Raw genomic sequence first — 22,233 nt, 5'->3', positions numbered from 1 at the left:
CGGTTCACGGAAGCGTCTTTACCAGTGCCCCGTCTTTCATGATCACCACGAAGTTGCGCTCCGGGTCGGTGATCACATTGATGTCGCTCAGGGGGTCGCCGTTGACCAGCAGCAGGTCGGCCAGCGCGCCCTCCTCCACCACGCCCAGACGTCCCGTGTAAGGGCTGCGCTTGCCTGAAAGTGTCAGCAGTTGCGCGTTGGTGCCGGTCGCCATGATCAGCGTCTCGGCAGGCGTGTACCAGCGTGTCAGGCTGGCCAGGATGTGGTTCTGCCGCGCCGCCAGGGCCTGTGAGAACAGCACATCGGTCCCGAATGCGGTCTTCAACCGGTATTTCTTCGCCAGCGTGTAGGTCTGCTCGGTGCCGGCGAACACTTCCTGGGCCTTGTGCCACTGGTCGGAGTCGGGTGGGAACGCATTGGCCAGCTCCGGTGGCAGCGGCTGCGTGCTCAACCAGATGCCCTTGTCACGCATCAGGCGCGCGGTGGTGTCATCCATCAGGCTGGCGTGCTCGATGCACGGTATGCCCGCGCGAATGGCACGTGTGATGGCTTCCGGTGTATAGGCGTGGACGGTCACATAGGTGCCCCAGTCGCGCGCCGCATCCTGCGCGGCGCGCAGTTCGGCCTCGCTGAACGACACCACGTCCAGCGGACTGTGCGGCGATGACACGCCGCCACCGGCGGTCAGCTTGATCTGGCTTGCGCCCCGCATCAGCATTTCGCGTACGCGAACCCGGACTTCATTGGGGGTATCGGCAATTGCGCTGTCGCCGACCACGTCGTGGCGCGAACCGGGTTGCCCCACCGCGCGTGGCAAGTCCGAGGCATCACGGAAGTCGCCATGGCCGCTGGTGACCGTGATCATCGCCCCGGATGGAAAAATGCGCGGTCCTTCCGCCTGCCCGGCATCGATGGCGGCCTTCAATCCAAACACCGCACCGCCGACGTCGCGCACCGTGGTGAAACCACGCAGCAGCGTCCTGCGGGATTCGGCGGCTGCCGTGATGTTCAGAAAGCCATTGTCCGCGGTCATCGCTGTCTGGATCGGAACGGCCGCGAACATGCTGTGCCAGTGCACATCGATCAGGCCGGGCATCAGGGTGCGCCCGTTGCCGTCGATACGCCGGGCACCGGGGGCGTCCAGCGGCGTGGCGGAAATGCGGCTGATACGACTCCCTTCCACCAGCACATGGCGCGGCGGCGACAGCTGGGCGTGGGTTCCGTCGAATATGCGCACGTTGGCAAACAGCGTGGCGCGTGCTTGATCAGACGCCACGGGTGTCTGTGCAACAGCGGGCATCGTGATCAGCACACCCATGCATGCCAGTGCGGGGGCCAGCAGACGAAGCAGACGGTTCGGCATGGCAGCAATGCCTCGATCCAGACCCGTTCACGGTATACCCGACTTCCGCCGCCAGGCACGGCCATCACTCAGTACTTCTACCGGCTGACCGCCAGTGAATGACGCAACGCGCTTGCAGCGGCGGCGATGCAGCGCCCTAATGGCACTCAGTCCATCGCTTGGAGTACCGGCATGACCGTATTCTCCCGCCTCGGCCGCGAACCCGGTTCCATTGGCGTGGCCATGAAGGTGCACTGGCGTCGTCTACTGATTCTGGGCGTGCTGCTGGTTCTGGTCGGCATCGTGGGCTTGTATGCCGCGTCACTGCTGGTACGCACGATGACCGTGCTGGTGGCCGCGCTGCTGGTGATTGCCGGTGCCCTGCAGCTGTCGCAGGCCTTCCTGCTGCGCGGCCTGCCCAGCTTCGCCATGACCATCGCACTCGGCGCGGCACAGATCATTGGCGGCATTGCCATCTATACCCACCCGGAATGGGCGGCCTACGCGGTGGCCACCACGGTCGCCGCGGTGCTGGCCGTGCAGGCCCTGGCCCAGTTCAGCCTCGCCTTTGGATTCAGTGACGGCGGTCGACGCTGGATCTCGCTGGTCTCCGGGGTGATCGCCCTGGTCGCCGCGGTGATCTGTGTCACCGGTGTGGCCTGGGCAGGGCGGGCCGCCGCCTCCTGGGGTGTCGGGTTGGCGATGCTGGCGATGGGATTGGCCTACATCTCCATCGCCCTGCTGGCCCGCCACGAGCGCGACCAAAAGCCGGATTCCGACCCGCGCTAGAGTGCGGCCTCCAGATAGGCGTAGATGTAATTGGAGCCGCCGTCCACCGTGCCCAGCATCTGCGCCGAGCCGAAGATGCCGGACCGGTGCGAGATGCCTACGCCCAGATACAGGTCGTGCCAGCGACGGCTGCCGAAAATGTCGCCCAGGCTGACGTCGATGCTGGGATCCAGATAGTTCAGCAGTTTGGAGGTATTGCGCTCGCGGCGTGCCTGCGACTGCACCTCGGCATAGGGCACGCGCTCGGCATAGGAGAGCCCGAAGCCGAATCCGATCCGGGTCTTGACCCGATGCGACCACGGGAAGCCATAGTAGAACGCCTTCATGTAGGCATCGATCTGCCAGGAATCGGGCTGATGGCCCTTCTCGTCGTGGCGCAGCACGCCGACATAGCCGACCAGGTCCAGCGGCCAGCCGTTCAGTTCTGAAACAAACGGCCTGCCCACGTGCACGCCCCATATGTCGGTGGGGTCGACGTCATTGAGGTCGGTGCAGCTGAAGGTCATGATCTTGACCATATGGCAGCCGTCGGCCGAGTCGCGGCCGTAGAACACCTTGACGTAGGTGGGGCTGGTATCGTCGTCCCAGCGCACCTGGCCGTTGCCGAAGTCGTATGCGGCACCCAGCAGCGCACCCCATTGCACGCGGTCATCGACCAGCGGGCTGTTGCGCACCGAACTGGATTGCTGGGTGGCGTACACCCCGCCCAACAGGCTCCAGTGCTGCAGGAAGCGATATCGGGCGTACAGGCCGGCGGTGACATCCAGGCCGGATCCGGCGGCATAGGCGGGGCGCTCTGCCGTGGCCTCATACGGCTCCACGCCGAAGTAGTAGTCATTGAGCTTGGAGCTGCGCCACTCCAGGCTCAGCACCGGCTGTACGTCCCAGCGCTGGCCCCGCCACAGATAGCCATAGCCCGCGCGCACTTCGGAGCCTTTGGAGGTACTTGAGATGTCCTGGCGCACGCTCAGGTCCCAGGTGTGGCCTTGATGCTTCCAGTAGTAGCGTGCACCAAGGTCGGCTTCGCCGTTGCGGGTGCGCAGCCCTTCGAGAATCTCTGGCGTTTCGTCTTCGGGGTAGCCCTCCAGTCGACGCTCGACGAACAGCTCCAGTCCCTGGTCGTCCTGGGTTGCCAGCCGCACACCCGCTGCATTGGAGCGCAGGAAGAAGCGCTCACCTTCATACAGGTACAACGGCAGCAGGTCGACGCGATCATCGGCCCCTTTGTACGGTGACGACTCCACCCGCATCAGAAAGCCCAGTCCTGCACTGCCGGGTTCCTCCAGCAGCGTGCCGAGCATGGCGTCCTGGGCGAGCGCCGGCGTTGTGCAGGCCATCGCAATCGCGGCGGCCAGCAGCCGCCATGTCCCTGTGCGCTGCAGGTTCATGGCACCCTCCTACTTGATGAAGTCGTACTTCAACGCGGTCTGCACGCGGAACACATCGGCACTGGCTCCGCTTTGTTCCTGCAGCTTGCCGTACAGCACTTCCGCGCCCCAGCTCCAGCTCGGTGCCGGCTGCCAGATCAGGTTGGCCGCAGCATAGTCGCTGCGCCGGAACACAGAAGGATCCAACAGCGCATCGCGCTCCAGGTACAGCCGGCTCCAGGTCAGGGTGGAATGCCAGCGCTGCGACCAGCGGTGCGTGTAGCCCACCCAGCCGCCATACTGCTGCAGGGTCTGCAGGTGATTGTCCGCGTCCACCACGCCGTCCAGGTTCAGTCCGCCCAGGTCGCCGAGGTAGGCGGCAATGCCCTGCCCGCCCACTGCACCGAACACGAAGTAGCTGCCGCTGCTGCCGCCCCAGGTGCCGCTGAAGGCCAGCCCGCCGGCGGTGGTGCTGTCACTGCCTTCGCCACTGTTGCGCGCCGAATCGAACGCCAGGTAGCGCAGCACACCGGCCAGCTGCACACTGCCCCAGTCGGCTTCGTGCCGCGCGGCCAACACCAGGTTGGGGGCCGCGGTGCGTGATTCCTGCGTGGCACCGGCGAGCTGCAGCTCGGGCGCACGGTGTTCGGCGGCGACGATCAGCTGGTTGCCGCCACGTAACGGAATGTACTGACGGATGCTGGCCACCCGGGCCGAAGGAGACGCGCCAGGGCCGGCAAAGTCGATCGTGTCCGGACCGGAGTCCAGGTCCATGAAAGCGGACCAGCCAAAGCCGGCGTACGTGTTGCCCAGTTGTCCATACGCATGGCGCAGGCGGTACCCATAGCTGCCGCCTGAGCCGAAGAAGTCATTCTGCAGCACGAAACGCAGCGGCCCTGCACCGGTATCGCGGCGCGCTTCGATGGTGAAGCGGGTCTGCCGCGCATGCATGTTGAAGCGCCCTTTGCTGCGCCCACCATCCACCGGGATTTCCGAGGTGATGAACTGGTCACTGTCACCGGCATCGTCCGTGTCATACATCGCATCCAGTTTGGCGTAGCCGCTCAGGCGCAACCAGGTGGAAGTGCCCGGCAGCGCGAAGAACCCTTCCAGCTCATCGCCCGGTGGCACCTCGTTGTCCATGCGGGCAGCAGCCTGGTCATCCTCGTCGAACGAATCGCGTGCGGGCAGAGGCGAGAGGGTCACGTTCAACACCGTCGGCGTGGCCACTGCCGCCGGAGCAGCCGGCACAGCCGCTGGGGCGCTGACGGCACCGGGCGTTGCAGCCACGCCGACCGGTGCTGCCGGTGGCGTGCTCGTGGCCTGCCCGCCTTCCAGCGCCTGGATGCGCGCTGTGAGCTGTTCAACAGTCTGGCGCAGGCGCTGGATTTCCGCATCCTGGTCGGCATCGCGGGTCTGGGCTGCAACGGTGCCTGGCAAGACGACGCTGGCCAGGCACAGCAGCGAGAGGGGAAGGCGCATCACGGGCTCCTCGTCAGTTGGCCGCCACCCAGCGCGGCGTAGAGGTTCACGGCGTCCTGCAGCGCACTGGCGCGCAGCTGCAGCAGGGTCTGCTCGGCGGTGAAGTGGTTGCGCTCGGCATCCAGCACCTCCAGATACGGGGTCAGGCCCACCTCGTAGCGGTCCTGTGCGGTTTCCACCAAGGCCAGCTGCACCTGCACCGCCTGCAGTTGCGCCGCGATCTGGCGGTCGTTCTGTTCGGCGGCCACCAAACCGCTGGCCACCTCGCGGAAGGCGTTCTGCACGGTGGACTGGTAGCTCACTTCGCGTTCGTCGCGGGTGGCGACCGCAGCGTCAACGCGTGCCCGGCGTGCGCCCCAGTCCAGCAGCGGCAACACCGCACCGGCCCCGAATGACCACACCCGGTTGCTGTCCGACACCAGACCGGAAAGATCGCTGGAGGCATAGCCCCCTGCCCCGGTGAGCGCAATCAAGGGAAAATACAGGGCGCGCGCCGCACCGATGTTGGCATTGGCGGCGCGCAGCTGCTGTTCGGCCAGGCGCACGTCCGGTCGCGCCTCCAGCAGTTCCGAGGGCAACCCGGGTTGCAGCCGGGCCAGTTGCGCATCCGGTTCCAGCGGCCGTCCTGCGGGCAGCGTAGGCGGCAACGGGGTGCCCACCAGGAACTGCAGCAGCTGCACCGCCTGGCCATGGCTGCGTCGCAGCTCGGCCAACTGCACCTCGGCCTGGGTCACCAATGCATATGACTGGTTGAAGTCCACCGACGAGGTGAGCCCGGCATCCATGCGCAATTGCGCCAGTTCGCGGGTTTCCTGCCGGCTGGCCAGCGAGCGTTCGGCCAGCACAATGCCAGCTTCGCTGGCACGCACGGCGTAGTAGGTGGCGGCGACGGTCGCGATCAAACTCAGGGCAGCCGCGTCTCGTGCTTCGGCCGTGGCCAGGTATTGGCGGCGAGCGGCTTCGCTGAGATTGGCCACGCGACCCCAGAAGTCGAGCTCGAAAGCCGGGATGCCCACCTGCACGGCATAGCTGTCCACGGTCACCCTTGCCGCACCATCCGCCGCGCTTACGGGCGTGCGCAGGCGCTGGCCTGACCCGCTGATCTCCAGCCCCGGCAAACGCTGGCTGCGCTGGATACGGAACTGCGCGCGGGCCTGTTCCATGCGCGCCGTCGCCGCTGCCAGATCCCGGTTGTAACGCAGCGCCTGTTCAATCAAGCCCTGCAGCACCGGATCCTGGAAATAGGCAGACCAGCCAATGGCCGGCGCGCTCCCCCCGGTGTCCTGCACGGGCGCGTCGATCGAAGTCACGTAGGACGCCGGCACCGCGACCTCGGGACGCACATACGGCGGTGCAAGGTTGCAGCCGCACAGCGCGGTTGCCACCAGCGCAAGTACCCACCCACGTGCAGGCCGGCTACGCATCTGCCTTCTCCGCCGCCCTGCGTCGCAGCAGGTAGTAGAACAACGGCGTGAAGAAGATGCCCAGCACGGTCGCACTGAGCATGCTGCCCAGCACGCCGGTACCCACCGCCTGGCGGCTGGCAGCACCGGCACCGGTGGCGATCACCAGCGGCACCATGCCGACGATGAAGGTCAGGCTGGTCATCAGAATCGGACGCAGGCGCTGGTGCGCCGCGCGCAGAATCGCTTCGCGCGGTGGCACGCCCTGCGCCTCCTCATCCAGCCCGAACTGCACGATCAGAATCGCGTTCTTGGCCGCCAGGCCAATGATGGTCACCAGCCCGACCGTGAAGTACACGTCTGCCGACATGCCACGCGCGGCCGTGAACAGCACCGCGCCCAGAATGCCCAGCGGTACCACCAGTAGCACGATCACCGGCGTGATCCAGCTTTCGTACAGGGCGGCCAGCAGCAGGAACGCCACCACGAACGCCAGACCCAGCAGCAGCCCGACCTGCCCCGCCGCTTCCTGCTCCTCGCGTGCGGTACCGGTCCATTCAAAGCGCACGCCCGCCGGCAGCACGTCGCCCGCTATCCGCTCCATCTCCCGCATCGCCGCGCCACTGGATACACCCGGTGCGCCCTGCCCTGATACGGTGGCCGAAAGGAAGCCGTTGTAGCGCTCCACCTGTTGCTCGCCCACCGTCCAGCGCGTACGCGCGAACGCCGAGAACGGAACCGACTGCCCTTGGCTGCCGATCACGCGCAGGTCGCTGACATCTTCGGCGCGCATGCGCTGCGCGGCATCGGCCTGCACGAACACGCGCAGCACGTTGCCCTGGCGGACGAAATCGTTCACGTACGCCGACCCGAACAGAATGCCCAGCGCCTGGTTGGCCTGGCTCAAGGGCACACCGAGCGCACGCGCCTGGGTGCGGTCGATGTCCACGAACAGCTGCGGTGCGCGTGGCATGCCTTCGGGACGGACCCCGGCGAGCAGCGGGCTGGCCGCCGCCTGCGCGGTCATCGCCATCGCAGCAGCGTTCAATCCGGTGCTGCCCACCCCGGCGCGATCCTCCAGCTTCATGCTGAAACCCGATGCATTGCCCAGTGCCTGGATCGCCGGCGGATTGAGTGCGAATACCTGGGCCTGCGGAATCTGTGAGAACGCGGCATTCATCCGTTGCGCCAACGCCATCGCGCCCTGCTCCCGGCCGCCGCGCTCTGCCCATGGGTGCAGGTCGACAAACGACATGCCCACCGCCTGGCCTTGGCCGAAGAAGCTGAAGCCCACCACCGTGGCCACGTTGCGCACTTCCGGCTGGCGACGCAGGATCGCCTCGGCCTGCTCCGCGGCGGCGCGGGTGCGCGCCATGGTGGCACCGGGTGCCGCGTTGTAGGCCACGAACAGGTAGCCCTGATCCTCATCCGGCAGGAAGCCCCCGGGCAACCGCATGTACAACAGGGCGGTCAGTGCCACCACGATCACGAACACCGCGATCCACAGCCACGGCCTCAGCAGCATCCGCCCCACGCCACCGGCGTAGCCCTGGCTGCTGCGCTCCAGGCCCGCGTTGATCGATGCGAACACGCGCTGCACCGGGCCTTTGCGCGCCGTTTCGGCGCGCGGCCGCAGCATCGCCGCGCAGATCGCCGGGGCCAGGGTCAGCGACAGCACCGTCGATACCACCAGCGACACGCTCAGGGTCACCGCGAACTGCCGGTAGATGCCGCCGGCCGAACCCGGGAAGAACCCCATCGGAATGAACACCGCCAGCAGCACCAGGGTGGTGGCGATGATCGCCCCGCTCAGCTGGCCCATCGCCTTGGCGGTCGCATCGGGCGCGGGAAGATCTTCCTCGCGCATGATCCGCTCGACGTTCTCGACGATGACGATCGCATCGTCGTTGAGGATGCCGATCGCCACCACCATCGCGAACAGTGACAGCAGGTTGATCGATACGCCCAGCGCCAGCAGACCGACGCAGGCCCCCAGCAGCGAGATCGGCACCACCAGTGTGGGCAGGAACATCGCCCGCCAGCTCTGCAGGAACAGCAGCACCACCACCGACACCAGCAGCATCGACTGCACCATGGTCAGGGCGACGCCGCGTACCGATTCGGTGATGAAGGGCGTGGTGTCAAACGGGGTCACCCACACCATGCCTTCGGGAAAACTGGCCTCCAGCTGCTGCAGGCGCTCGCGCACGGCGGTCGCGGTCGCCAGCGCATTGGCCCCGGACGCCAGCGACACCGCCAGGCCGGCGGTAGGACGGCCATTGAGACTGAGGTTGAACGCGTAGGTGTCCTGCCCCAGCTCGACCCGGGCCACGTCGCCCACACGAACCGTGGCGGCACCTGGGGTGGAGCGCAGGATCACCTGGCGGAACTGCTCGGGCGTGCTGAAGCGGCCACGCAGCACGATCTGCGCGGTGGTTTCGGTCTCGGCCGTGGTGGGCTGCAGGCCCAGCCCGCCACCGGCGGTCTGGGCGTTCTGCTCGCGGATCGCGGCCATCACCTCGCCCGGGGCAATGCCGTAACTCAGCAGTTTCTCGCGGTCCAGCCAGATCCGCATGGCATAGCTGGAGCCAAACAGCGAAACGTCCCCCACCCCATGCAGGCGGCGCAGTTCATCGGCCACATTGTTGGCGGCGAAGTCGCCCAGCTCGAGGGCCGAGTACTGGTCGCCCTCGGACTGCAGCGCGATCAGCATCAGGAACCCATTGCTGGCCTGGGTGACGCGCACCCCCATCTGCCGGACTTCGTCGGGCAGACGCGGCTCCACCCGCGCCAGGCGGTCCTGCAATTGCGCGCGTGCCACATCGAGGTCGGTGCCGCTGCGGTAGGTGACCCGGATCTGCGCGGTGCCGTTGGCGCGGCTGGTGGACGACATGAACAGAAAGTCGTCCACGCCATTGAGTTCGTTCTCGATCACCGAGGTCACGGTGCGGTCCAGGGTCTGTGCATCGGCACCCACGAAGGTGGCCGAAATGCTCAGGGACGGCGGGGCCACATCCGGGTACTGCTCCACCGGCAGGCGGCTCAGCGCGATGGCACCGAACAGGATCGCAAACAGCGCGATCACCCAGGCCAGTACCGGGCGGTCAACGAAATAGCGGTTCATCGCGGCGCATCCTTGGGCGATGCCACGCTGACCGGTTGCCCCGGCTGGATCTTGTGCCAGCCATCCACGATGACCCGCTCACCGGGCTTCAGCCCTGACTGCACCACCCAGCGTCCACCTGACTGCCCGGCCAGCATCACCGGCCGGCGCATGGCGATGCCATCGTCGTTGACCACCATCACGCTGGATTCGTCTTCGCCCACCTGGATGGCACGCTCGGGCAGGCTGATGCCATTCGGTACCGTGCCAACGGTCAGGATGCCGCGCACGAACTGGCCCGGCAGCAGGCGCCCCTCCGCATTGGGCAGGCGGGCACGCAACGTGCGACTACCGGTGGCCGGATCGATCGCGGTTTCGCTGAAGTCCAGCACGCCCGGGGTAGACACGGGCGTGCCGTCATCCAGCAGCACGGTCACCGCCACCTTGCGGTCATCGGCCAGCACCACGCGTCCGGCCGTGATTCCCCGCTCGAGCTCATTCATGGCGATATGCGAGGGATTGAAGATCACGAAGACCGGGTCGAGCTGGTCGATCCGGGTCAACAGCGTGGCCCCGGCGGCACTGACCAGCGCGCCCTCGCTGACCTGCGCACGACCCGCACGCCCGGCAATCGGCGCACGCACGGTGGCGTGGTCCAGCTGCAGGGTGGCGCGATCGACGGCGGCCTGGGCCTCCAGCAGTGCCGCATCCGCCTGCCGGAACGACGCCTGTGCCGACTCGTACTCCTGCACGCTCACGGCCTTGCGCTGCACCAGCGCCGACAAGCGCGCACGCAAGGCGGCGGTCTGCGCGCGTGCGGCCTTGGCCGACGCCAGCGAGGCACGCGCCTGTTGCAGCCGTGCCTGCAGGTCACGCGGGTCGATCCGGAACAGAGGCGCATTGGCAGCGACATCGGTGCCGTCCACGTAAAGCTGGCGCTCGACGATGCCGTCGGCGCGCGCACGCACCTCGGCCGAGCGCGCGGCCTCCACCCGGCCAGGCAGCTCCACCAGGTTGGGCACCGCCTGCGCGGTCACGGTTTCCACATCCACCCGAACAGGGGGGCGCTGACCAGCGGCTGGCCCGTCCTCACTTCCGCAACCGGCCAGCGCCACGGTCAACACGATCCACCACGGCCAGCTACCTGCCCTGGATCGACGGATACCCATCGCAGGCACCTCCGCGCTGTTAGAAGGCCACCGCGTCGCGGATCAACGGGCAGGTCATGCAGTGCCCGCCACCACGCCCGCGCCCAAGCTCGGCACCCACAATGCTGATCACCTCGATGCCTTCCTTGCGCAGGCCGGTGTTGGTCGCGGTGCTGCGGTCGTAGGCCACCACGACGCCGGGCGACATTGCCACCAGATTGTTGCCGCTGTCCCACTGCGAACGCTCGGCGGCGTAGCGGTCGCCGCCGGATTCCACGATGCGCAGCTTCTTGAAGCCCAGTGCCTGTGCGACCACATCGTTGAAGTGGGCTTTCTCGAACACGATCTCGAATCCGGGTTCCTTGTCACTGGGGTACAGCGAGATCGGGTGGATCTGGTCGACGATTCCCGGAAACACGGTGACCACATCGCGGTCAGCGAAGGTGAACACCGTATCCAGATGCATCGCCGAGCGCAGCTTCGGCATCACCGCGACGATCACCCGGGTGGCCGCCTTGTTTTTGAACAGCGACTGCGCCAACTGGGTGATGGCGGTGCGCGAGGTGCGTTCACTCATGCCGATCAGCACGATGCCATTGCCGGCAATCAGTACGTCGCCGCCTTCCAGGGTGGCGTTGCCATGGTCCTGGGTAGGGTCACCGAACCAGATCGGGAAATCGGCCGAGGCGAAGTCCGGATGGAACTTGTAGATCGACGTGGTGAGAATGGTCTCTTCATGCCGCGCCGGCCAGTACAACGGATTCAGCGTCACCCCCTGGTAGATCCAGCAGGTGGTGTCGCGGGTGTACAGCGTGTTCGGCAGCGGTGGCAGCAGGTAACCGACCAGATCCGGCACCTCGCGCACGGCCTGCAGTGTGGGACCACTGAAATCCTCGGGCAGATCCACCACACTGAGACCGCCGATCAGCACTTCGGCCAGCTTTCGCGCGGGCAACCCCTGCAGGTAGGAGCGGACTTCGGACATGAACTCCACGCCCACTTCATTGGCGTTGATCTGGTGATCCAGGATCCAGTTGCGGGCTTCCTCGATCTCGACGGTTTCGGCAAGAAGATTGTGCATCTCCACCACCTCGACACCGCGGTCGCGCATCTTCGACATGAAATCGAAATGGTCACGCTTGGCGTTGTCGACCCAGATCACATCGTCAAACAACAATTCGTCCTTGTTGCGCGGCGTCAGTCGCATGTGCGCCAGCCCCGGCGCACACACCATGACCTTGCGCAGGGTTCCAACTTCGGAGTGGACGCCATAAACGGGGGCGTTGGACATGGGAGCTTCTCCGCGACGGTAGATGAATTGATCCTAGTCGCCGAAGACAGGCAAACGAGCGCGCTTACGTAGAAAGCAGTAGAAATACCGAGAGCGGCTGCCTGAAACACTGAATTCGCACTGCCCGATCCACGCGCATACTCCTTCACCAAGGCAGCCCGGTGTACGCACCGCGCATTTTCTCCCCTGCTTCAGGAGATGCATCATGAAACTTCGCCCCATCACGCTTCCCGCGCTGCTGGCCGCCGCATTGCTGGCCGGCGCATGCTCCACCCACACCACCCCCAGCACCTTCAACCGATCCGAAGTGGGTCGTGCGCAGACCGTGGAATGGGGCACCATCCAGTCCATCCGCGACGTTCAGATCCAGAACGATTCGCGCGGCGTGGCCACGGTCACCGGTGCGGCCATTGGCGGCATCGCCGGCAGCACGATCGGTGGCGGGCGCCGTGCCAACGCGGTGGGTGCCATTGCCGGTGCCGCTGCGGGCGGCGCAGCCGGCAACGCGCTGTCCCGTTCGGCTCGTAATGGCGTCGAGATCACGGTTCAACTGGAGAACGGTCGCACCGTTGCCGTGGCCCAGGACGGCACCTCCGCCGACTACCGCGTGGGCGACCGCGTGCGCGTTTCCAGTGATGGTGTGACCACGCGCGTCAGTCGCTGAAAGGAGTCGCCGCCATGCGCCTGCGTATGTTGATGCTGGGTGTGAGCCTCGCCTTGGCCGGGTGCTCGACGACGCCCACAATGACCACCGACCAGCGTATCGCGCTGTACTTCGAGCATGCGGGTCCGCCGGTGCAGTCCTTCCGCCTGACCCGGTTCGTCCGGCATACGCAGTGGACGCCACTCGGCGACCGCGCATTGGCAGTGTGGATCAGCCAGAGCCGTGGCTATCTGCTGCAGCTGCGCGGGCGCTGCACCGGCCTGGCGATTGCACACACCGTGCAGATCACCAACTCGTTCGGAACGGTAAGCGCGCGATGGGACAGCGTGATCCCGCGGACGGTGAGCGTCGCGATGCCACAGTCGTGTCGCATCATGCGCATCCGCCCGCTGGACGGCACCGGCCTGCGTGACGCGCGACGGGAAATGCGTGCGACCGTGCGCTCGGATCGTGCCGCCGATGTGGTCGAGGATACCGGTCCGGAGGTCAGTGATCGTCCCGGCGACTACCTGCCCTCGCAGGAGCCATGAGACGGGCCTTCCGACAGCTGGCGGCCCGGTCCATGTCGCGCAGCCTGTTCGATGCGCGCTGGATCATGGCACCGTTCTACTTCGGGCTGGTGGTCGCCCTGTTGCTGCTGCTGTGGGTGTTCTTGCGCGAACTCTACGAACATCTGGTTCGGATCGCGTCGCTCGGGCCGGTAGACGCCGTGCTGCTGGCCCTGGCACTGATCGACCTGTCGTTGATCGCCAACCTGCTCCTGATTGTCATCCTGGCGGGCTACGAGAACTTCGTGGCCCGCATCGAATCCGGCCATGAGCGGCGCCCGGCCTGGATGGGCACGGTCGACTTCAGCGGCATGAAGATGAAGCTGATGGGCTCGATCACCGCCATTTCCGCGATCGCGCTGTTGCGCATCTTCATGAAGCTGGAGGAAGGCAAGCCGGTGGACCCGGAGGTGCTGCGCTGGATGGCAATCCTGCACTGCGTGCTGCTGCTGTCCGCGGTGGTGCTGTCGGTCACCGACCGTCTGGCACGCCTGCCCGGCACGCACCGTGATGCACCCACTCAGCCCCCGCCCCCGGTCTGATCGCGCTGTGCGCGCCGCCGCGCATCCAGCTGCTGCTGCAACCGCGTGACCGCGTCGGCATCCATGTCCTCCAGACCCAGCACGGCCTGCCAGCCCAGCACATAGTGCGCGGGTGCGAACACGTGTCCGTAGCCCATCGGGGTACGGTCCGCGAGCAGCATGTCCAGCGCCAGCTGCAGCATGGTCACCAGCGGATACCAGCGCACCGCGGGAGCGACGTCCGAGGCCCGCGGCGCGTCCATCCATTCCGGCTCACGCCACGCATCCTGCGCCCGGAAGAAGGTGATTGCATCGCTTCCATACTGCAGGTACACCACCCGCATGCGCCCCCACGGTGCAGCCGCCGGCACTGCGCTGCCGTCCTGGTTCATGAAGCGCACGCTGCGGCTGTCACGGAACACCGGCCGCCATTCTGGCGAGCCTTCCACCCGGCTGTCGGTGACCTGCCGCCAGTAGCGCGTGGCGAACGGCGGTCCGCTCCACAGCGCGCCGTGGATGGGCGTATCGATCATGTCGAACAGGTTCACCGAGCGCTCGGAGTTCATCGCCCCCAGGCTCAAGCCATGCACGTACAGGCGCGGCCGCTGCTGCTCCGGCAGGGTGCGCCAGTAGCTGTAGATCTCCGCGAACAGCGCCTGCGCGCTCTCCTGGCCGTACTCCGGCTCCACCAGCAGCGACAGCGGGCTGGACAGATACGAGTACTGCACCGCCACGCTGGCCACGTCGCCGCGCAGGAGCACCTCCAGGCTGTCCACCGCGGCCGGGTCGACCCAGCCGGTGCCCGTCGGGGTAATCACCACCAGAGTGCTGCGCTGGAACCCACCCTGCCGCTGCAGCTCGCGCAACGCCAACCGCGCCCGCGCCTGCGCCGTGTCCGCCGCAGGCAGGCCCACGTAAACCCGCAGCGGGCGCAGTGCCGGCCGACCCATCAAGGAAGAAATCTCCGACGCCGAGGGGCCACTACTCGCGTAGTCGCGGCCGGCGCGCCCCATCTGCTCCCAGCTCACCCAGGAACCCGGTCCGCCGGTCTGCAGCGCATCGGTCGGGGCACGCGGATCGGGGGGAATCAACGCATCGGCCTGGCGAAAGGAGGCATCGGCCAGATGCAGCGCCCCACGCAACAGCACGCCATTGGCCAGGAAGAAGAACAGCACCGCCGCCACGCTGACGCCCAGTACGCCGGCCACTGGGGCGGGAACGCGCCGGCGCGCGGACCTGCCGACACGGCGCGCCACCCAGACAAAGGCCCGCCCCACTGCCAACAGCACCGCGAAGGTAACCAGCGCGATCAGCAGCAGCCGCAGCGAGTAGGTCTGCTCCATGGGGGCCAGCCCCATCACCGCACGCACCGCGTCCTGCCACGGGCGCACCCACCACACCAGCACCGCGCAGCCGAGCAGGCAGACCAGCGGCAACCAGCGCAATACCTGCTGCAATCGACCCCGACCCAGCTCCGGCAGCTGCAGCAGGTGCCAACCACCTGAAAGACCCACACCCAGCAGATAACCCAGCGCGAAACACACGCCGCTCAGCAGCCCCTGGGCAATGTAGCCGCGCGGCACCAGGCTGGGGGTCAATGAAGCCATGAAACAGAAGGCACCAAGCACCTCTCCGGTACGGCATAGCGGGCCGCGCCACGGCCGCACCGCGTTTACCAGCCAGGAGGGCACGCGCGGCCGCGCCAGCGCGTTCACAGCTGCAACCGTCCGCTGACCAACCCGTACACCGCCACCGCCGCCATACCGGCCAGCAGGCCGAGCACCAAGGTCTCAGCAGGACGGAATGCAATGCCGCGATGCCGCTGCCACGCCCAGAACAGCAGCGCGCCCGGCAGATACAGCAGGCTGGACAGCAGCAGGTAGCGGCTGCCCCCGGCCAGCAGCATGGCCGCGGTGTAGAAGGTCGCGCCGCCGGCGATCCAGCGCATGCGGGAGGCGGACGCGGAAAGCTTCAACTGATACGCCGCCACCAGCAGGTAAGGCACCAGCGTCATCGCACTGGTCATCATCAAGGCCAGGGTGAATGCGTACTCGGCGAACCAGCTCACCAGCAGGAACAGCTGGATCACTCCGTTGGTCAGCCACAACGCGGTGCTCGGCACCCCGGCCCGGTTCTCACCGGCCAGTGCGCGCGGCATGGCGTCGTTGAGCGCAGCCGAATGCAGCACCTCCGCTGCGAGCAACGACCACGACAGGTAGTTGCCCAGCACCGAGACCAGCAACCCGATGCTGATGAACACCGCGCCCCATCGCCCCGCTACTGCCTCCATCACCCCGGCCATCGATGGATTACGCAGCGCGGCCAGATCCGGGCGCAGCAGGATGCCGTAAGACAGAACCGTCACCATCACCAACAGGCACAGCACGCCCAGGAACCCGGCTACCGTGGCAATGCCCACATCCTCGCGACGTCGCGCGTAGCGTGAGTAAACGCTGGCCCCTTCGATACCGACAAATACGAACACCGTCAGCAACAGCGTGCCACGCACCTGTCGCAGCAGGGTGTCCGCCCCGGGCGCGTCCCCGCCCCACAGGTTCCAAGCGAACACATCGGCGCGGACGCCCTGCACCACGAACACCACGAACACCGCCAGCGGTACCAGTTTGGCCACCGTCGCGATGGTGTTCAGGAATGCGGCTTCCTTGATTCCGCGCAGAATCAGGAAGTGAAACCCCCACAGCAGCACCGACGCGCACACGATCGACAGCGCATTGCTGCCGTCGCCAAACACCGGAAAGAACAGCCCCAGCGTGGCCTTGATCAGAATCAGGCAGGCCACATCCGCCAGGCAGCAGCCCAGCCAGTAACCCACCGCGGACAGCAGCCCGGCGAAGTCACCAAAGCCGGCCCGCGCGTACGCATAGATGCCCGTATCCAGTTCCGGCTTCAGCCGCGACAGCGACTGGAACACCAGCGCCAGCATCAGCATGCCGGTGCCGGCAATCGCCCACGCCAGCAGCGCTCCGTAGATGCCGGTGCGGGTGGCGAATGCGGCCGGCAGCGCGAAGATGCCCGACCCGATCATCGAGCCGACCACCAGTGCGGTCAGCTCGAGCAGGCTCAACGTGCGGCGGTCGGAGGGCGGACTCATCGCCGTGGCAGGGACCGGTGAGCGGGGTCAGATCTGGATGTAGCCGGTGGCGATCCAGTAGATGCCCACGGCTGCCGCGATCACCGCCAGCGCCAGAATCACCACGTCGGACGGTTTGTTGAACACCCTCGCGCCCTGTTCCCGCCGCGCCCACAGGTACAGCAGGCTGCCCGGTGCATACAGCACGGCCGACAGCACGATGAACTCGATGCCTCCGGCATACAGCAGGAACACGGTATAAATCGTGGCCACAACGGCCAGTATCAGGTCGCGGTTGCGTTCCTGCGGACGCACGTCGTAGGTCTCGCCCCGTCGTGTCACCTGCAGGCCGTACGCGGCCACCAGCAGGAACGGAATCAGCGACATCGCGCTGGTCAGGTTGAGCATCAGCGAGAAGGCATCGCGCGACCAGTAAGTACTGATCACAATCAGCTGGATGATGATGTTGGTCGCCCACAGTGCGGCCGAGGGCACCCCGTTGGCGTTCTCACGCGCGAACACCTTGGGCATGTCACGGGTACGCGCAGCCGCCGATAACACCTCCGCGCAGATCAGCGACCAGGTCAGGTAGGCCCCCAGCACCGAGACCAGCAGGCCCACGCTGACGAACACCGCACCCCAGTGCCCGACCACCGCCTCCAGCAGCGCCGCCATCGAGGGCTGCCGCATGGCGGCGATATCCGCCCGCGGAACCACCGCATATGGCAGCAAGGTGACCAGTACCATCAGCGTGGTCACCACCAGGAAGCCGGTGACGGTGGCCGCGCCTACGTCGGAGCGGTCTTTCGCATAGCGCGAGTACACGCTTGCCCCCTCGATGCCGAGGAACACGAAGACCGTAACCAGCATGGTGGCGCGGACCTGCTCGAAGATGCTGCCGGTCAGGTCGCCGCCGTAGAAATTGAACTGGAACATGTCCATCTTGAAGGCGAACGCCATGATCGCCAGGAACACCAGGATGGGGATCACCTTGGCGATGGTGACGATCTTGTTGATCGCCGCCGCCTGCTGCACCCCGCGCAGGATCATGAAATGGAACAGCCAGATGCCGGCGGAGGCCACCAGAATGGCCACGACGGTGTTGCCGTCGCCGAACACCGGAAAGAACGCGCCCAGTGTGGATTTGATCAGCACCCAGTAGGACACGTTGCCGATGCAGCTGCCTATCCAGTAGCCGAAAGCGGACAGAAAGCCCGGGTAGTCGCCAAATCCTTCCTTGGCATAGGCGAACACGCCGGCATCCAGTGCCGGCTTGCGTTCGGCCAGCATCTGGAACACCCGGGCCAGTGTGTACATGCCCAGACCGGCGATCAGCCAGGCCACCACGGCACCCAGTGGTCCGGTCGCGCCGGCGAAGGTACGCGGCAGGGAGAAGATACCCGCGCCGATCATGCCCCCCACCACCATGGCAGTGAGCTGGGCGCGCGTCATCTTGACGACAGTGGAATTCATGGCAGCCACCGGTATTCAGCAAGGACGTCCTGCCGATCATGCAGGAACCCTCCCCGCCCGGCGTCAGTAGTTCTACGCAGGAAATTACGGTAGCGCGGCTGCGACACCCTGCCGCAGGCCGCGCTGGCCTCGGCTTGACCAATGTCATGTCGCCCTTCCGCTGGGCTGCGCATGCTGGGGCCACCGAAATCACCGTCCACACCCCGAGGAAGATCCAATGTCCTACCAGCCCAGCACCGCACAACTGCTTGATGCCGTTCAGAACGTGATGGTCATCTCCACCACCGACCTGCAGGGCAACATCACCTATGCCAACGACCTGTTCTGCACGCTGACCGGCTTCAAGCGTGAGGAACTGATCGGCCAGCCGCACAGCCTGGTGCGCCATCCGGATGTGCCCAAGGCCGTGTACAAGGACATGTGGGACACCATCAAGGTCGGGAAGACCTGGACCGGCATCGTGCCGAACCTCGGCAAGGGCGGCGTGCTGTATGTCGTGGACACCACGGTGCAGCCGTTGTTCGACGACGCGGGACAGATCAACGGCTATATCAGCATCCGCCGGGTGGTGAACGACCTGATGACGCAGTTCGATGCGGTGGAGTTCAGCAAGGAAAAGTTCGACGACTTCTACGAGGCCGCCTGAGCATGTCTCCGATCCGCCGCGTACTGGTGGGCTACGGCTCCGAGTCCGGCACGGCCCGTGCCCTGGCGCTGCGTCTGGGCACGTTTCCGGCCTTGACCGCGCACGCACCGCAGGTGCTGCCCTTCAACGATATCGATGTCGCCGGGTTGGGCGCCGGCGACGTGCTGTTGGCGCTGTCGAGCTCCTTTGGCGACGGCGAGCCACCGGCCAATGCCGAACGCTTCGCCGACGCACTGCGCCAGCACCCCGCGCTGCCCGGGCTGCGCTATGCGGTGTTCGGCCTGGGCGACACCGGCTACCCCCGGTTCTGCGGCTTCACCAAGGCACTCGATGCGCTGCTCGGCGAGAAACAGGCACAGCCGCTGCTGCAGCGCGTGGATGCGGATGCCGGGTATGAAGGCTTCTTCGCGAAATGGGCACCGGTGCTGGGCGAGGTGCTGAACGGAGCCCCGGATGCGGGTCGCGACCTGCGCCTGCAGGTCAGCGCCTACAGTGCGGATGACGCGTTCATTGCGCCGGTCATCGAACGCCGGCGGCTCAGTCTCAGTGAACCCGCCGCGTGGCAGGTGCAGCTGGACCTGCGCGGCAGCGGCATGCAGTGGCGTGCTGGTGACACCCTGCATGTGGTGCCGCAGAACGACCCGGCGTTGCTGCAGGCGATTGCGGACTGGTATGGCGACCCCGCCGCTGTTGAACTGCTGCGCCATCGTGAACTGCGGCAACTGGGCAAGGGATTGCTGCGCGATCTGGCTCGGATGAGCGGCAGCGAGCCCCTGAAGGACCTCCTCAAGTCCAGCCAGCGACCCGCATTGGAAAGCTATCTGCACGGTGCCGACCTGCTGGACGTGCTGAGCGACCATGCCACCCCCGACAGCGTACCGCTGCCGGCACTGCTGGAACGGCTGTCGCCGTGTCTGCCGCGTGCCTACTCCATTGCCTCGTCCGGCGGCGACAGCGTCAGTCTGTGCATCCGCGAAGTGCGTTATCTGCGCAACGGGCGCGAGCGTGTGGGCACCGCTACCTCCGGCCTCCTGCACGGTGGCGCGACGGCGAAGGTGTATTGCCGTTCCAATCCGGGCTTCCACCTGGCGGCCGACAGCACAGCCCCCTTGCTGATGGTCGGCACCGGCACGGGCATCGCGCCACTGATGGGGCTGGTGCAGGAACTGGCAAGCGCCGGGACACCGCGTGAAGTGCATCTGGTGTTTGGTGAGAAGCATCGTGCGCGGGACTTCCTGTACCAGTCGCAGTTGCAGGCCTGGCAGGAACAGGGCTGGATCACCCGGCTGCACACCGCATTCTCGCGCGATGGCAGTGAGAAGTATTACGTGCAACATGCATTGGCAGAGCAGGCCGGATCGGTGGTGGATCTGATTGCTCGTGGGGCACACCTGTATCTGTGTGGTAACAAGCGGCATCTGGACGGCGCGTTGCAGCAGGCCATCAATCAGTTGGGTGCGGCGGCGTTCGGGCAGGCGGATGCGTGGAGCCTGCTGCGTGAGCAGGGCCGATTGCACTGTGAGCTTTACTGACCTGCGCAACTGCCAACGGGCTGGCGATGATGGCGAAGACATGTAGAGCCGGGCTTGCCCGGCTGCTTTCGGCGGTACCGCGAAAAGCAGCGGGGCAAGCCCCGCTCTACGGGGTTGCTGTTGCCGACGGCGGAGGGTCCACGTCCGCCAGCGCCTGCAGGCGCTCAGGCTGCAGCAGCACGATCTCGCGCTGATTCATCACAATCAGTTGCTCGTCACTGAACCGACGCAGCACCCGGCTGGTGGTTTCCGGAGCCATGCGCAGGTAGTTGGCGATGTCCAGCTTGGTCATGGTCAGGTTGAAACGCGTTGCCGAAAAACCGCGCTGGGCATAACGCCCGGACAGGTCCAGCAGGAACGCCGCCAGGCGCGCATCTGACCGGTGATTGGCCGCCAGCATGGTGACCTTGCCGATCTCCGCGCTGAGCAGGCTGAACAACTTTGCCTGCAACCCCGGCATGCGGCTGGCCAGCACGCTCATCTTCGGGAACGAGAACCGGCACAGGTACACCGTATCCAGGGCGACGGCGTTGCACGGATAGCGGGCACCATGAATCGCATTGAGCCCGATCACCTCCCCCGGCAGGCTGAAGCCGAGCACCTGCTCCACCCCCTGGCTGTCAACTAGAAAAGTCTTGACCATGCCCGCACGCACGGCGGCAATGGCGTCAAAGGGATCACCGGCGCGGAACAGATACTCACCGGCCTTGAACGGGCCGACGTGGTCCACCAGTACGTGCAGTTCGCCGAGCGCCTGCTTGTCGTACCCCTGCGACATGCAGGCTTCGGAAAAGGCACAGGTGCTGCAGAAATGCAGGGCGTCACCGTCGTCGGCCGCCGCCGGATTCGGGGTGGCACCGGTTGCAGTGCGTGCGGTCACGAATCAGCGCGCCGCCAGCGCGAAATCCAGTCCGGCACGCACCGCCGCCACCTGCGCCGCATTGCATTCGGCCGCATCGGTGCGTGGGCTGTCCGGATAGACTTCAGTGGTGGTGGCAAAGCGCGCATCGGTGAAGCCGGCGCAGGCCCCGATCGAGCGCGATTCACCCCAGACCACGCCGTGCGACTGCAGCGGCAGCCCCACCAGATGCCCCTGCGCGTCCGCCGGTGCGATGTGGGTAATGGGCTCCACCGCAGCAATCAGCGCCTTCTGGAACGCATGCTCGGGGTTCTCGCTGTTGCCGATGACGTAGAACCCGTCCGGAATGGTTTCCGGCACCCAGGCCTTGCCATCACGCGAGGCCAGCGCAGGATCAAATTCGTGCGCGTCACTGTCGGTGGTCTCGTGCAGGTCCAGGTGCACCAGCGGCGTGATGCCCTGCGCGCTGATCCAGTTCATCAGTGCGGCGGATTCGACGATCAGGCCGCCATTGCGGAAACTGCGGTTGGGGTCCACCGCATCATGATTCCAGCGTTGGATGCGCTCATAGCCCCAGGGACACACGCAGGGCACCACGACCAGGTTGAGCCGGCCTGCGTAATCAGCCGCATGCTGCTGCAGAAACTGCAGTGCACCATGCACGCCACTGGTTTCATAGCCGTGCACGCCACCAGTGACCAGCGCGGTCGGCAACGCGACATTCCAGTCGCGGCTGACCACGGCCAGCAGCGGGTAACGATCAGGACCGGTTTCCAGCTCACCGTACTGAACCACCTCAAGCGTGGCCGGCAGATCCTGCAGCACCTCAACCACATCACGCGCGTGGCTGCGCTGCACGATCTGGCGCTGACGCCACTGCGTGCGTTCTTCATCGCCCCAAGGCTGGCCGGGCGAACCGACCGGATAGAAGTGTGAAGTCGTCATGGCGCAGATTTCCAGTTTCGTTCGCCACC

The 22,233-nt window shown here is 66.2% G+C and carries 18 protein-coding genes; 6 read left to right on the top strand and 12 right to left on the bottom strand.

Annotation, left to right across the window (positions count from 1 at the left end):
• Positions 1 to 4 precede the first annotated feature (4 nt).
• Complete coding sequence (locus RT551_RS00275; RefSeq protein WP_313454980.1) at positions 5 to 1,363, bottom strand: amidohydrolase family protein; 1,359 nt, start codon at positions 1,361 to 1,363, stop codon at positions 5 to 7.
• A gap of 171 nt (positions 1,364 to 1,534) precedes the next feature.
• On the opposite strand from RT551_RS00275, the gene RT551_RS00270 reads away from it, so the two are divergent.
• A complete protein-coding gene (locus RT551_RS00270) occupies positions 1,535 to 2,131 on the top strand; it encodes a DUF308 domain-containing protein (protein ID WP_313454978.1) in 597 nt (198 codons plus the stop codon).
• Here RT551_RS00270 and RT551_RS00265 read toward each other — a convergent pair.
• From RT551_RS00265 to arcA, 6 genes are read right to left on the bottom strand one after another with little or no spacing between them, the layout of a single operon-like run.
• Positions 2,128 to 3,519: a MipA/OmpV family protein gene (locus RT551_RS00265; RefSeq protein WP_313454976.1), complete on the bottom strand. Its 1,392-nt coding sequence runs from the start codon at positions 3,517 to 3,519 to the stop codon at positions 2,128 to 2,130. The genes RT551_RS00270 and RT551_RS00265 overlap by 4 nt on opposite strands.
• Before the next feature lie 9 nt (positions 3,520 to 3,528).
• Entirely contained in the window at positions 3,529 to 4,980 is a 1,452-nt protein-coding gene (locus tag RT551_RS00260) for a DcaP family trimeric outer membrane transporter (protein WP_313454974.1), read from the bottom strand.
• Complete coding sequence (locus tag RT551_RS00255) at positions 4,980 to 6,404, bottom strand: efflux transporter outer membrane subunit (protein ID WP_313454972.1); 1,425 nt, start codon at positions 6,402 to 6,404, stop codon at positions 4,980 to 4,982. The genes RT551_RS00260 and RT551_RS00255 overlap by 1 nt, the downstream gene beginning before the upstream one ends.
• Positions 6,397 to 9,507 (bottom strand): multidrug efflux RND transporter permease subunit, encoded by a 3,111-nt coding sequence (locus RT551_RS00250; RefSeq protein WP_313454970.1) that lies wholly within the window; start codon positions 9,505 to 9,507, stop codon positions 6,397 to 6,399. Before RT551_RS00250 ends, RT551_RS00255 begins: the two co-directional genes overlap by 8 nt.
• On the bottom strand, positions 9,504 to 10,655 hold the full coding sequence (locus tag RT551_RS00245; RefSeq protein ID WP_313454968.1) for an efflux RND transporter periplasmic adaptor subunit: 1,152 nt from the start codon (positions 10,653 to 10,655) through the stop codon (positions 9,504 to 9,506). Before RT551_RS00245 ends, RT551_RS00250 begins: the two co-directional genes overlap by 4 nt.
• Positions 10,656 to 10,674: 19 nt before the next feature.
• Positions 10,675 to 11,925, bottom strand: a complete 1,251-nt coding sequence (gene arcA, locus RT551_RS00240; RefSeq protein ID WP_313454967.1) for an arginine deiminase — start codon at positions 11,923 to 11,925, stop codon at positions 10,675 to 10,677.
• 205 nt (positions 11,926 to 12,130) lie between these two features.
• On the opposite strand from arcA, the gene RT551_RS00235 reads away from it, so the two are divergent.
• From RT551_RS00235 to RT551_RS00225, 3 genes are read left to right on the top strand one after another with little or no spacing between them, the layout of a single operon-like run.
• Positions 12,131 to 12,589, top strand: coding sequence for a glycine zipper 2TM domain-containing protein (locus tag RT551_RS00235; protein ID WP_313454965.1), 459 nt, complete (start codon positions 12,131 to 12,133; stop codon positions 12,587 to 12,589).
• A gap of 14 nt (positions 12,590 to 12,603) precedes the next feature.
• Positions 12,604 to 13,119, top strand: coding sequence for a DUF6491 family protein (locus RT551_RS00230; protein ID WP_313454964.1), 516 nt, complete (start codon positions 12,604 to 12,606; stop codon positions 13,117 to 13,119).
• 32 nt (positions 13,120 to 13,151) lie between these two features.
• A complete protein-coding gene (locus tag RT551_RS00225; RefSeq protein WP_313454962.1) occupies positions 13,152 to 13,679 on the top strand; it encodes a YqhA family protein in 528 nt (175 codons plus the stop codon).
• Here the strand turns inward: RT551_RS00225 and RT551_RS00220 are convergent.
• From RT551_RS00220 to RT551_RS00210, 3 genes are all read right to left on the bottom strand, one after another.
• The gene (locus RT551_RS00220; protein WP_313454961.1) at positions 13,658 to 15,265 is read right to left on the bottom strand and encodes an alpha/beta-hydrolase family protein; all 1,608 of its coding nucleotides are present in this window, start codon (positions 15,263 to 15,265) and stop codon (positions 13,658 to 13,660) included. The genes RT551_RS00225 and RT551_RS00220 overlap by 22 nt on opposite strands.
• A 104-nt stretch (positions 15,266 to 15,369) precedes the next feature.
• The gene (locus RT551_RS00215; protein WP_313454959.1) at positions 15,370 to 16,770 is read right to left on the bottom strand and encodes a basic amino acid/polyamine antiporter; all 1,401 of its coding nucleotides are present in this window, start codon (positions 16,768 to 16,770) and stop codon (positions 15,370 to 15,372) included.
• A 27-nt stretch (positions 16,771 to 16,797) separates the two neighbouring features.
• Entirely contained in the window at positions 16,798 to 18,222 is a 1,425-nt protein-coding gene (locus tag RT551_RS00210; protein ID WP_313454957.1) for a basic amino acid/polyamine antiporter, read from the bottom strand.
• Between the two features lie 217 nt (positions 18,223 to 18,439).
• Between RT551_RS00210 and RT551_RS00205 the strand changes: the two genes are divergently transcribed.
• Positions 18,440 to 18,868, top strand: coding sequence for a PAS domain-containing protein (locus tag RT551_RS00205; RefSeq protein ID WP_313454956.1), 429 nt, complete (start codon positions 18,440 to 18,442; stop codon positions 18,866 to 18,868).
• A gap of 2 nt (positions 18,869 to 18,870) precedes the next feature.
• Positions 18,871 to 20,400 (top strand): sulfite reductase flavoprotein subunit alpha, encoded by a 1,530-nt coding sequence (locus tag RT551_RS00200; RefSeq protein ID WP_313454954.1) that lies wholly within the window; start codon positions 18,871 to 18,873, stop codon positions 20,398 to 20,400.
• Between the two features lie 106 nt (positions 20,401 to 20,506).
• Here the strand turns inward: RT551_RS00200 and RT551_RS00195 are convergent, their stop codons facing one another.
• Both RT551_RS00195 and RT551_RS00190 read right to left on the bottom strand, forming a co-directional pair.
• The gene (locus tag RT551_RS00195) at positions 20,507 to 21,280 is read right to left on the bottom strand and encodes a helix-turn-helix domain-containing protein (RefSeq protein WP_313454953.1); all 774 of its coding nucleotides are present in this window, start codon (positions 21,278 to 21,280) and stop codon (positions 20,507 to 20,509) included.
• Positions 21,281 to 21,283: 3 nt separating this feature from the next.
• Positions 21,284 to 22,204, bottom strand: a complete 921-nt coding sequence (locus tag RT551_RS00190) for a M14 family metallocarboxypeptidase (protein ID WP_313454952.1) — start codon at positions 22,202 to 22,204, stop codon at positions 21,284 to 21,286.
• Between the last annotated feature and the right edge of the window lie 29 nt (positions 22,205 to 22,233).

The sequence above is a fragment of the Stenotrophomonas sp. genome (assembly GCF_032103445.1).
Classification (GTDB): Bacteria; Pseudomonadota; Gammaproteobacteria; order Xanthomonadales; family Xanthomonadaceae; genus Stenotrophomonas.
This window is presented reverse-complemented; position numbering and strand designations above follow the sequence as displayed.